Origin of the sequence: Extibacter sp. GGCC_0201 (assembly GCF_017566055.1) — a bacterium.
GTDB lineage: Bacteria > Bacillota > Clostridia > Lachnospirales > Lachnospiraceae > Extibacter.
In genome coordinates this window covers 1-11,573 of sequence record NZ_JABFCH010000025.1, presented here as the reverse complement: position 1 = coordinate 11,573, position 11,573 = coordinate 1, and the positions used below count along the sequence as shown (strand labels likewise).

The window sequence follows — 11,573 nt, the reverse complement described above, 5'->3', positions numbered from 1 at the left end:
ATAGGAGATACGAAGGTATGCAATTGACAGGAGCAGAAATCGTCATAGAGTGTCTGAAGGAGCAGGGGGTAGATACCGTATTCGGCTATCCCGGAGGCTCGATACTGAATGTATACGACGAATTATATAAGCACAGTGATGAGATAACACATATCCTGACATCACATGAACAGGGGGCTGCGCACGCGGCCGACGGATATGCGAGGGCAACCGGTAAGGTCGGCGTGTGCTTTGCGACGAGCGGACCGGGTGCTACAAACCTGGTGACAGGGATTGCGACGGCCTGCATGGATTCCATCCCGATGGTGGCAATTACGTGTAATGTCGGTGTCTCTCTGCTTGGGAAAGACAGCTTCCAGGAGATAGACATCACGGGCATCACGATGCCGATAACGAAGCATAATTATATCGTCAAAGATGTAAAAGACCTGGCCGACACAATCAGGAAGGCATTTGTGATAGCACAAAAAGGCCGGCCCGGCCCGGTACTGGTCGACATCCCCAAGGATGTGACAGCCAACAAGGCAGAATATAAGAAACAGGAGATTGCTCCCGTGACAGCTTCGCAGGCCATCTGTGAAGAAGAGATTGAGAGCGCACTTAAGATTATCTCAAAATCTAAGAAACCATACATATTTGTTGGCGGAGGAGCGGTGCTTGCAGACGCGAGCAAGGAGCTCTATGAATTTGTGAAAAAGGTGGATGCCCCTGTCACAGATTCCCTCATGGGAAAAGGCGCCTTCCCGGGGACAGACCCGCTGTACACAGGGATGCTTGGCATGCATGGGACGAAGACCGCCAATTACGGGGTAAGCGAATGTGACCTTCTGATTGTGATAGGCGCAAGGTTCAGCGACCGGGTGACAGGAAATGCAAAGAAATTTGCCAGAAATGCCAGAATCCTGCAGTTTGATGTGGATGCCGCTGAAATGAATAAAAACGTACTCATTACCGATGGTGTGGTTGGTGATATTAAAGTAGCTCTCGGCATTATGAACGACAGGCTCGAGAATCACAGCCACACGGAGTGGATAGAGAAGATCATGGCCTATAAGGAACAGTACCCGCTCAATTACCATGAGGATAAGCTGACCGGCCCCTTCGTGGTCGAAGAGATATACCGCCAGACGAAAGGAGATGCTGTCATCGTAACGGAAGTAGGGCAGCATCAGATGTGGGCCGCCCAATTCTACAAGTTTACGAAACCAAGAACCTTTCTCACATCAGGCGGCCTCGGAACGATGGGCTACGGCCTCGGGGCGTCTCTCGGCGCGAAGATCGGCATGCCAGATAAGACCGTCGTCAATATAGCAGGGGATGGCTGCTTCCGCATGAACATGAATGAGATTGCGACCGCAGCGCGTTATAATATCCCGATTATCCAGGTCGTAGTCAACAACCATGTGCTCGGCATGGTGAGACAATGGCAGAACCTGTTCTACGGAGAACGCTATTCGGCTACGGTGCTGAATGACAATGTGGATTTCGTTAAGCTGGCGGAGGCGCTCGGCGCTGCCGGAGTCCGCGCTGAGACGAGGGAAGCGTTCAAAGAGGCATTCGCAGCTGCACTTACGCTTGGAAGGCCGGTCGTCATCGACTGCCAGATAGATTCTGATGAAAAGGTGTGGCCGATGGTGGCGCCCGGCGCGGCAATCAGCGAAGCTTTTGATGAAAAAGACCTGGAAGAAAGAAGCAGATAATTATTACGGAATAAGAAAGTGGAGGGATGTATTGTGAGCAGAGTGTATAATTTTTCAGCAGGCCCGGCAGTATTGCCGGAGGAAGTGTTAACGGAAGCAGCGGCAGAGATGCTTGACTATAACGGGACCGGCATGTCCGTAATGGAAATGAGCCACCGTTCGAAAGCGTTCCAGGAGATTATAGACTCGGCAGAGGCAGATCTTAGAGAGCTGATGGACATTCCTGACAATTATAAAGTATTGTTCCTGCAAGGGGGAGCGTCCCAGCAGTTTGCGATGATTCCGATGAACCTGATGAAGAACCGGGTCGCGGACTATATCGTCACAGGACAGTGGTCAAAAAAGGCTTATGCTGAAGCGGTGAAATATGGAAAAGCCAATAAAATCGCTTCTTCCGAGGATAAGACATTTTCTTATATTCCGGACTGTACAGACCTGCCTGTGTCAGATGACGCAGACTATGTATATATCTGTGAGAACAATACGATATACGGAACGAAATTCAAACAGCTCCCGGATACGAAGGGAAAGACGCTCGTGGCTGACGTGTCATCCTGCTTTCTGTCTGAACCCGTGGATGTGGCGAAGTACGGTGTCATATATGGCGGCGTACAGAAGAACGTGGGACCGGCCGGAGTTGTCATCGTCATTATGAGAGAAGATCTCATAACAGACGACGTACTTCCGGGAACGCCGACCATGCTCCGGTATAAGACGCATGCGGATGCAGGTTCCCTCTACAATACGCCCCCGGCTTATGGCATATACATATGCGGCAAGGTGTTTTGCTGGCTGAAGCGGCAGGGAGGACTTGCCGCCATGAAGGAGCGTAATGAGAAGAAGGCGAAGATACTGTACGATTATCTGGATGCCAGCAGGATGTTCAGCGGAACGGTAGAAGCAAAAGACAGGTCTCTGATGAATGTCCCGTTTATAACAGGCAGCTCAGAACTGGACGCCAAATTCGTGAAAGAGGCCAAGGAGGCCGGATTTGAGAACCTGAAAGGACACCGGAGCGTGGGCGGCATGCGGGCCAGCATCTACAATGCCATGCCAGAAGAAGGCGTGGAAGCTCTTGTTGCGTTTATGAAAAAGTTTGAAGAGGAGAATTTGTAATCATGTATAAATATCATTGCTTAAATCCAATCTCCGGCGTAGGGTTGGAACAATTTACAGAAGACTACGTCCCGGTAAGTGATGCAAAAGCTGCAGATGCGGTACTCGTCAGAAGCACATCCATGCATGAGATGGAGCTCGGCCCTGACCTCAAGGCAATCGGAAGGGCCGGGGCCGGCGTGAACAATATACCGCTTGAGCGCTGCTCTGAGAACGGCGTCGTAGTATTCAACACGCCAGGAGCTAATGCCAACGGCGTAAAAGAGCTTGTGATTGCAGGCATGCTCCTTGCATCCAGGGATATCATCGGCGGAATCAACTGGGTGCAGGAAAATGAGGAGGACGGCAATATAGCCAAAGACGCCGAGAAGGCCAAGAAAGCCTTCGCCGGCTGTGAACTGGACGGCAAGAAGCTTGGTGTCATCGGCCTTGGAGCCGTCGGCGTGCTCGTGGCAAATGTCGCCACACATCTCGGAATGGAAGTATACGGGTATGACCCATACGTGTCCGTGGACTCGGCGTGGAGGCTTTCCAGAAGCATCCGTCATGCAAAGACCGTGGATGAGATATACAAGGACTGCGACTATATCACGATTCATGTACCTGCCCTCGACAGTACCAAAGGGATGATCGATGCCGACGCGCTCAACCTCATGAAGAAAGGGATTGTCGTCCTGAACTTTGCAAGGGATGTGCTCGTAGATGAAGAAGCTATGATCGATGCCCTGCTGTCAGGCCATGTGAAGCACTATGTGACAGACTTTCCGACACCTGCTATGGCAGGGGTGAAGGGAGCAATCGTCATACCGCATCTCGGAGCCTCCACGGAAGAATCGGAAGATAACTGTGCAAAGATGGCTGTGAAGCAGATTCGGAATTATATCGAACACGGCAACATAACGAATGCCGTCAATTTCCCGGACTGCGACATGGGATACAAAGGTGCAAATACCAGAATCGTGCTGCTTCACCACAACATTCCGAACATGCTTGGCCAGTTCACTAAAGTGCTGGCGGAAGAAAATCTTAATATCGCAGATCTGGCCAATAAAAGCAAAGGCGAATTCGCTTATACGATGATTGATATCGATTCAGAAGTGCCGGCCGGCGTGACGGATGAACTGATGAAAATAAAAGGGGTGAGAAGAGTAAGAATCATTGAATAACAGTCCAAAATGTTGTATATTGGGACTAGACGGGGGAGCAGGCTGGTCATTACAGGGGAGAAATACGAATGAAAAGAAGGGTACACAGAAGACATAGAAGAAATAAAGGAAGAGCCGGAATCTATATCAGGATTCCTGCTCTTTTTGTCATCTGCCTTATGCCGTTCCTTCTGTTTAAGACAGCGGCAGCGGCGGAGCAGAAAGAACAGATAGTCATCATGGCCACGTCCGGCGAGATACTGCAGGGAGAAGAGCTCCCACAGGTCAAAGTGCGGATATATGGGGAGGGCAATGACCGGGCGGTGCTGGACAGAGAATCCGGCTATACGGTCAGAGACCTGCTGGATGACTTGAACGGCAAAAAAGGCTATACGCTTAAATGTGAGGCGGACGCTTCGGCAGAGGGCGATTATCCGGTGCAGGTAATACTGGACGAGAAGATTAAAAAAGCGCTGGAGAACGCATGGGTCGGCCTTGTCTCAATCAAAGTGGAAGACGGGCTTATCCGTGTAAAGAATCCGGTAGGGGAATGGGAAGGCTCCAGATTCCGGCGTTATGATGGAAGCTATGTGATAGATGACTTCGTAGTATCAAAAGGGAATACCTATTATTTCGACGAGGATGGCAATAAAGCGACAGGACTCAGTCATATTGATGGTGCAATATATTATTTTGATGCAGAAGGTGTCATGAAGACAGGCTGGCAGGATATTGAACAGAGCCGTTACTATTTTACAGAGAAAGGTGCCGCAGCCGCAGGCTGGCAGGAACTAGACGGTGCGACGTATTACTTTGACAATGAAGCGAAGATGGTAACGGGGGAAAAATATCTAGGCCTGACACTATGCGTGTTTGATAAAGACGGCAGGCTGCTGTCTAAAAAAGAAAGCAGCATCGACCCGGACAAGCCGATGGTCGCGCTCACCTTTGACGACGGTCCGGGTCCCCGGACGAAAGAGCTTCTGGACGCGCTCCAGAAATATAACGCCCATGCCACGTTCTTCATGCTTGGGCAGAAGGTGCCTTCCTATGCAGATCAGGTGAAGCGGATGAAGGAGCTCGGCTGCGAGCTTGGCAATCACTCCTATGACCACGCCGACCTGTCCAAGATGGACGAGGAGGGCGTACAGAGCGAGATAAGCAAGACCAATGAGAACATACGGAAGGCCACAGGGCAGGAAGCCAGCCTGCTGCGCCCTCCTTATGGTGCCATAAGCAGTACGATGAAGACAGTGGCCGGCATGCCGATGATGCTCTGGAACATCGATACGCTGGACTGGAAGACAAGGGATGCACAGAAGACAATCGATGCAGTCATGGGGAGCGTCAAAGACGGGGATGTCATCCTTATGCATGATATACATACGGAGAGCGTAGATGCGGCACTGGAACTGATTCCCATACTTTTGGACGAGGGATACCAGCTTGTGACGGTGTCCGAACTTGCAGCGGCGAAGGGGGACATATTGAACAATGGCGGAGTGTATACGAATTTCTGACATTGTTAAAAAATGCACAAAAACAACCTGCATAAAAATACAAAGTTTGTTAAAAATATATCTTTACAATGCTTCCCACAAGTGTTAATCTTTTAACGGAAAGAAAAATAAGAGATTGATATAAAAGGAAGTGAGATTCGATGAAGAATTTAGTTTCTGCTTTAAAGAAATACTTTACAGAGAAGACTGCTCTTACGACATACATGGAGAAGCACTGATTATAAAGTATTGAGAGGGAAAAAGAAGCCGGACCCGAGAGGGGCCAGGCTTCTTTTTTGCTGAGGGGATTCCCGTATCCCTTACTTTTTAGCGTTGTGTCTTTCGAGCAACGCATGAATCTTGTCTGTCGGATTTAAAACAGACCCGATTGTAATGTCATGATTCAGAGAATCTATAATCAGGGCGATGAACTTGCTTAAGTCAGCGACGACAAAGTACGGCTTTTCATAGGCAGCCGGCGGAAGGTACGTAAGGTTCGTCGTGATGACCCTGTCGATATATCCATTTTCATAATAGTCGTCAAACTTGTCAAAACCTTCCGTGAACAGTCCGAACGTAGTACATACGAATACCCGTCCCGCGCCTCGTTCCTTCAGCTGCTTCGCCACGTCCAGCATACTCTCCCCGGAAGAGATCATATCATCCACGATGATTACATTTTTCCCTTTGATGTCATCACCGAGGAACTCGTGGGCTACGATAGGATTCTTGCCGCCTACCACGGTGGAATAATCACGGCGCTTATAGAACATGCCCATGTTTACCCCGAGTACGTTGGAGAAATATACCGCCCGGTGCATAGCACCTTCGTCGGGGCTTACTACCATCAGATGGTCTTTGTCTACCGGTAGGTCCGGTTCGGCCCGAAGCAGGGCTTTCATGAATTGATAGGGCGGGTTGAAGTTATCAAAGCCCTGGAGCGGGATCGCATTCTGGACGCGCGGGTCATGGGCATCAAAGGTAATGATATCGCTTACGCCCATCTCCATAAGCTCTTCCAGCGCAAGGGCGCAGTCAAGAGATTCCCTCTTCGTCTTTTTGTGCTGCCTGCTCTCATACAAGAATGGCATGATAACATTGATGCGGTGCGCTTTGCCGGTGGCGGCGGAGATGATTCGTTTCAGATCCTGGTAGTGGTCATCCGGAGACATATGGTTCAGGTGGCCGTTCACCGTGTAAGTGAGGCTGTAATTGCAGACATCGACCATAAGGAACAGATCCTTGCCCCGTATGGATTCTCCGATAATTCCTTTCGCTTCGCCTGTGCCGAAACGGGGACATTTACATTCAATCAGATAATTTTCAAGCTGGTAGCTGGAAAAGAGGGGGGAATCGAGGGATTCTCTCAAGGTATCCTGGCGGAACCGTACGATGTAATCATTTACTTTCTGCCCAAGCTCCCTGCAGCTCTCCAGAGCCGCAATCTTAAGTGGTGCTACCGGAAGGGCTTCTTCCATGAGTTTAATATTCGGCATGATATTCTCCTGTATCTTAACAATATTTTGCACTTGCTGAATGACAGCAGTCCAATATGTATACACATTCGTACAACTTATTTATATCACCTTTTCCATCGGATGGTCAACACCCTTTTGCCTTCGGGTAGACTAATTTCTGAAGGTGGGGTATAATAATAAGGCTAAGATAAAATAGAACTGAGGAGCTTACGTATGAACCACGAACATGTCATTAAGGAAATCGTCCCGGGAAGCATCGCGCAGGAGATGGGAATCGAGCCCGGAGACAGGTTGCTGTCCATTAATGATACCATAATAGAAGATGTATTTGATTATCATTACTGTGTAAACGAAGAGGAACTCGTCTTATTGATTGAAAAGCCGGACGGGGAGGAGTGGGAGCTTGAGATTGAAAAAGATTACGAAGAAGATCTCGGAATCGAATTCGAGCAGGGGCTGATGGATGAGTACCGTTCCTGCCGCAATAGGTGCATGTTCTGCTTCATCGACCAGATGCCGGGAGGAATGAGGGAGACGCTGTATTTTAAGGATGACGACTCCCGCCTGTCCTTCCTGCAGGGCAATTATATCACGCTCACAAATATGAACGACCATGATATCGAGCGCATCATAACCTACCATCTGGAGCCGATCAATATATCCTTCCATACGACGAACCCAGAACTTCGCTGCAAGATGCTTCACAACCGGTTCGCGGGAGATGCGCTTGGGAAGGTGGACAGGCTGTACGAGGGCGGTATCACGATGAATGGCCAAATCGTGCTGTGCAAGGGAATCAACGACGGAGAAGAGCTGGAGCGGAGCATCCGCGACATGTCCCGCTATCTGCCGCATCTGCAGAGCGTGTCGGTAGTGCCTGTCGGGCTGACGAGATACAGGGACGGCCTCTATCCTCTGGAACCGTTTACAAAGGAGGATGCCCGGGAAGTGCTTGAGACCATACATCGCTGGCAGGACAGGCTGTACGAAGAATACGGGCTGCACTTCATACATGCCGGTGATGAGTGGTATGTCCTTGCAGGGCAGGACATGCCGGAAGAGGAACGGTATGACGGCTATCTTCAGCTTGAGAACGGCGTCGGCATGCTGCGTCTACTTGAAAATGAGTTTGAAGAGGCTTATGCAAAGCTAGAAGGGGATGCTCAAGAGCGGGAAGTGTCGATAGCGACCGGCTATCTGGCAGAACCGTACATCAGAAAGATGGCAGAGCGGCTTAAGGAGAAATATCCGGGCACGACGGTACGTGTATATCCGATACGGAATGATTTCTTCGGGGAGCTCATCACGGTATCCGGCCTCATTACCGGGCAGGATCTGATGAGCCAGCTAAAAGGGAAGGAGCTCGGCGGACGCCTTCTGCTTCCTTGCAATATGTTCCGGAGCGAAGAAGAAGTGTTTCTCGACGACGTGACGCTTGACGAGCTGAAGGAGACTTTACAAGTCCAGGCAGATATTGTAAAATCAAGCGGACGAGATTTTATAGAAGCAATCATAAGATAGGAATGGACTGAATATAGAGTAGGAGAAAAAATATGAGTAAACCAGTTGTAGCTATCGTGGGGAGGCCCAATGTAGGCAAGTCCACACTTTTTAATGTACTGGCGGGCGAGATGATATCAATCGTAAAAGACACTCCGGGAGTGACAAGAGACCGGATCTATGCGGAGGTCAGCTGGCTTGACAAAGAGTTTACGCTCATCGATACAGGAGGAATCGAGCCGGAGAGCAAGGATGTTATCCTGTCTCAGATGAGAGAGCAGGCGCAGATAGCGATTGACACGGCAGATGTCATCGTTTTCATTACGGATGTGAGGCAGGGGCTTGTAGATTCCGATTCAAAAGTGGCGGATATGCTCCGCAGGTCCGGGAAGCCGGTAGTGCTCGTCGTCAATAAAGTCGATAGCTTTGACAAGTTCATGCCGGACGTGTATGAGTTTTACAACCTTGGAATCGGGGATCCTGTGCCGGTATCGGCGGCGTCCCGTCTCGGTATCGGGGATATGCTGGAGCGTGTGGTGGAATTCTTTCCGGAGCACAGCGCCGAAGAGGAAGAGGACGAACGTCCCAGGATTGCCATCGTGGGGAAGCCGAACGTGGGCAAGTCTTCCATCGTGAACAAGCTGCTCGGAGAGCAGCGCGTCATCGTATCCGAAGTGGCTGGTACGACACGCGATGCCATAGACACGAAGATCGTACATGACGGCAGGGAATACATTTTCATCGATACGGCAGGGCTACGCAGGAAGAGCAAGATCAAAGAAGAGCTGGAGCGGTACAGCATTATCCGTACCGTCACTGCCGTGGAGCGTGCGGATGTCGTGCTTGTCGTCATCGACGCGGAAGAGGGCGTGACAGAGCAGGATGCCAAGATTGCAGGGATTGCCCATGAGCGTGGCAAAGGCGTCATTATCGTCGTGAACAAATGGGATGCCATCGAGAAAAATGACAAGACCATGCGTGAGTATGAACACCGTGTGAGGCAGGTGCTCTCTTTCATGCCTTATGCAGAAATCATGTATGTGTCAGCAGAGACGGGGCAGCGCCTGAACAAGTTATACGATCAGATTGACATGGTCATCGAAAACCAGACGCTCCGTGTGGCGACCGGGGTGCTCAATGAGATTATGATGGAAGCGGTTGCAATGCAGCAGCCGCCTTCAGACAAAGGGAAGAGGCTGAAGCTTTATTACATTACGCAAGTATCGGTAAAGCCGCCGACCTTTGTCATCTTCGTCAATGACAAGGAGCTCATGCACTTTTCTTATACGAGGTATCTGGAAAATAAAATACGCGAGGCTTTCGGATTCAAGGGGACTTCGCTGAAATTCTTTGTGCGGGAGAGAAAGGAAAAGGAACGGTAGTTATGGAACGCTTGATATGTGTGATTATCGGATACGCATTTGGCTTACTGCAGACAGGATATATCTATGGCAGACTCCACCAAATAGACATCAGAAAGCAGGGGAGCGGCAACGCGGGGACGACGAATGCCCTGCGCACGCTCGGCTTTAAGGCCGGTGCCGTGACCTTCCTGGGAGACTGCTTTAAATGTGTGTTCGCTGTCGTAGTGGTATACCTTATTTATAGGAAGACCCATGGGGACATGATACCGGTACTGTCTATGTATGCCGGCATGGGAGCCGTGCTTGGCCATAATTATCCGTTTTATCTCGGATTCAAAGGCGGAAAGGGGATTGCGGCCACAGCCGGCCTGATTATCAGTACGGTGAACATAACGATGGTACTTATCTGCCTTGTCGTGTTCGTCGGAATCGTGGCAGGCACCCGATACGTTTCTCTCGGCTCACTGGCTGTCGTGATCATATATCTGGCAGAGGTAGTCGTGTACGGGCAGATGGGGGGATTCGGCGTGTCGGGAAGCCATCTGTGGGAAATGTATGGCGTAGCGGCGCTGCTCGTGCTGTCTGCCTTCTTTAAGCACAGGGCGAACATAAAGAGGTTGATGAACGGGACGGAAAATAAACTGAGTCTCGGCAGGAAATAAGGAGGATATATTATGGCAAACGTAGGTATTATGGGAGCAGGCAGCTGGGGAACTGCACTGGCGCTTCTGCTGCACAAGAACGGACACGAGGTGGCCGTCTGGTCTATCAGCAAGGAAGAAGTGGAGATGCTCTCCACGAAGAGGGAGCACGCGAGCAAGCTCCCGGGAGTTAAGATTCCGGAAGACATGGAATTTACGACGGATATGGAAGCAGCTATCAGAGGAAAAGACTTTCTCGTGCTGGCGGTGCCGTCTCCATTTACGAGAAGCACGGCGCGCAGCATGAAGCCTTTTGTGGCGGGTGGGCAGATTATCGTGGATGTGGCAAAAGGCATTGAAGAGACGACGCTTATGACCCTCTCGCAGCAGATTGAAGAAGAGATTCCGCAGGCAGACGTGGCAGTGCTGTCCGGACCGAGCCATGCGGAGGAAGTAGGCAGGGGGCTGCCCACGAGCGTGGTGATTGGGGCGAGGACGAGAGAGACGGCGGAATATCTCCAGAAGATGTTCATGAATGAAGTGTTCCGCGTATATACGAGCCCGGATATGCTCGGCATGGAACTCGGTGGTTCTCTTAAAAATGTCATCGCTCTGGCGGCAGGCATCGCAGACGGACTCGGCTATGGTGACAACACGAAAGCGGCGCTCATCACCCGTGGCATCGCAGAGATAGCAAGGCTTGGCGTGAAGATGGGCGGTGCGGTAGAAAGCTTTACCGGGCTTACAGGAATCGGAGACCTGATCGTCACATGCGCCAGCCAGCACAGCCGTAACCGGAAGGCAGGCTATCTTATCGGCCAGGGCATGAGCATGCAGGAGGCGATGGACGAAGTAAAGATGGTCGTGGAAGGAGTGTATTCCACAAAAGCGGCTGTGAAGCTCGGGGAGAAGTATGATGTGGCACTGCCGATTATCGGGGAAGTGAACAAAGTGCTGTTTGAAGACAAGAATCCGAGGGAGGCAGTCAACGAGCTCATGCTCAGAGACAGCAAGGCAGAGCACAGTGCGCTGCCGTGGAAGGAAATGTGAGTTTAGTAAACTAAGACGCCGCTGTGGAGGTATGGGGCAGATGCTCCGATGCGTCCGGGAACTGCGACTATCACACAGAT

Annotated in this window: 9 protein-coding genes; 8 read left to right on the top strand and 1 reads right to left on the bottom strand. The window is 50.7% G+C overall.

The window, feature by feature from the left end; genetic code table 11:
* Positions 1-17: 17 nt before the first annotated feature.
* The 4 genes from ilvB (at position 18) to HJV72_RS15160 (ending at position 5,481) form a co-directional block, all read left to right on the top strand.
* Complete coding sequence (ilvB, locus tag HJV72_RS15175) at positions 18-1,700, top strand: biosynthetic-type acetolactate synthase large subunit (RefSeq protein WP_208072180.1); 1,683 nt, start codon at positions 18-20, stop codon at positions 1,698-1,700.
* A 33-nt stretch (positions 1,701-1,733) separates the two neighbouring features.
* Positions 1,734-2,816 carry a 3-phosphoserine/phosphohydroxythreonine transaminase gene (gene serC / locus HJV72_RS15170; protein ID WP_208072178.1) on the top strand — a complete coding sequence of 361 codons (1,083 nt, stop codon included), beginning with the start codon at positions 1,734-1,736 and terminating at the stop codon, positions 2,814-2,816.
* A gap of 2 nt (positions 2,817-2,818) precedes the next feature.
* The gene (locus HJV72_RS15165; RefSeq protein WP_208072176.1) at positions 2,819-3,982 is read left to right on the top strand and encodes a phosphoglycerate dehydrogenase; all 1,164 of its coding nucleotides are present in this window, start codon (positions 2,819-2,821) and stop codon (positions 3,980-3,982) included.
* A 68-nt stretch (positions 3,983-4,050) separates the two neighbouring features.
* The gene (locus HJV72_RS15160; RefSeq protein ID WP_208072174.1) at positions 4,051-5,481 is read left to right on the top strand and encodes a polysaccharide deacetylase family protein; all 1,431 of its coding nucleotides are present in this window, start codon (positions 4,051-4,053) and stop codon (positions 5,479-5,481) included.
* Positions 5,482-5,780: 299 nt separating this feature from the next.
* On the opposite strand, the gene HJV72_RS15155 is transcribed toward HJV72_RS15160, so the two are convergent.
* Positions 5,781-6,956 carry a ribose-phosphate pyrophosphokinase gene (locus HJV72_RS15155; protein WP_208072172.1) on the bottom strand — a complete coding sequence of 392 codons (1,176 nt, stop codon included), beginning with the start codon at positions 6,954-6,956 and terminating at the stop codon, positions 5,781-5,783.
* A 195-nt stretch (positions 6,957-7,151) separates the two neighbouring features.
* Here HJV72_RS15155 and HJV72_RS15150 point away from each other — a divergent pair, with 195 nt between their 5' ends.
* The 4 genes from HJV72_RS15150 to HJV72_RS15135 are packed head-to-tail and all read left to right on the top strand — an operon-like array spanning position 7,152 to position 11,493.
* Positions 7,152-8,459 carry a DUF512 domain-containing protein gene (locus HJV72_RS15150; protein ID WP_208072170.1) on the top strand — a complete coding sequence of 436 codons (1,308 nt, stop codon included), beginning with the start codon at positions 7,152-7,154 and terminating at the stop codon, positions 8,457-8,459.
* Between the two features lie 32 nt (positions 8,460-8,491).
* On the top strand, positions 8,492-9,820 hold the full coding sequence (gene der, locus HJV72_RS15145; RefSeq protein WP_208072168.1) for a ribosome biogenesis GTPase Der: 1,329 nt from the start codon (positions 8,492-8,494) through the stop codon (positions 9,818-9,820).
* Between the two features lie 2 nt (positions 9,821-9,822).
* Positions 9,823-10,464: a glycerol-3-phosphate 1-O-acyltransferase PlsY gene (gene plsY / locus HJV72_RS15140; protein ID WP_208072166.1), complete on the top strand. Its 642-nt coding sequence runs from the start codon at positions 9,823-9,825 to the stop codon at positions 10,462-10,464.
* 12 nt (positions 10,465-10,476) lie between these two features.
* Entirely contained in the window at positions 10,477-11,493 is a 1,017-nt protein-coding gene (locus tag HJV72_RS15135) for an NAD(P)H-dependent glycerol-3-phosphate dehydrogenase (protein ID WP_208072164.1), read from the top strand.
* The last annotated feature ends 80 nt before the right edge of the window (positions 11,494-11,573 follow it).

Excerpts from the sequence above, each read along its gene's own strand:
- ilvB (WP_208072180.1), top strand. The coding sequence starts at position 18 with ATGCAATTGACAGGAGCAGAAATCGTCATAGAGTGTCTGAAGGAGCAG.
- HJV72_RS15165 (WP_208072176.1), top strand. The coding sequence starts at position 2,819 with ATGTATAAATATCATTGCTTAAATCCAATCTCCGGCGTAGGGTTGGAA.
- HJV72_RS15160 (WP_208072174.1), top strand. The coding sequence starts at position 4,051 with ATGAAAAGAAGGGTACACAGAAGACATAGAAGAAATAAAGGAAGAGCC.
- HJV72_RS15155 (WP_208072172.1), bottom strand. The coding sequence starts at position 6,956 with ATGCCGAATATTAAACTCATGGAAGAAGCCCTTCCGGTAGCACCACTT.
- HJV72_RS15150 (WP_208072170.1), top strand. The coding sequence starts at position 7,152 with ATGAACCACGAACATGTCATTAAGGAAATCGTCCCGGGAAGCATCGCG.
- der (WP_208072168.1), top strand. The coding sequence starts at position 8,492 with ATGAGTAAACCAGTTGTAGCTATCGTGGGGAGGCCCAATGTAGGCAAG.
- plsY (WP_208072166.1), top strand. The coding sequence starts at position 9,823 with ATGGAACGCTTGATATGTGTGATTATCGGATACGCATTTGGCTTACTG.
- HJV72_RS15135 (WP_208072164.1), top strand. The coding sequence starts at position 10,477 with ATGGCAAACGTAGGTATTATGGGAGCAGGCAGCTGGGGAACTGCACTG.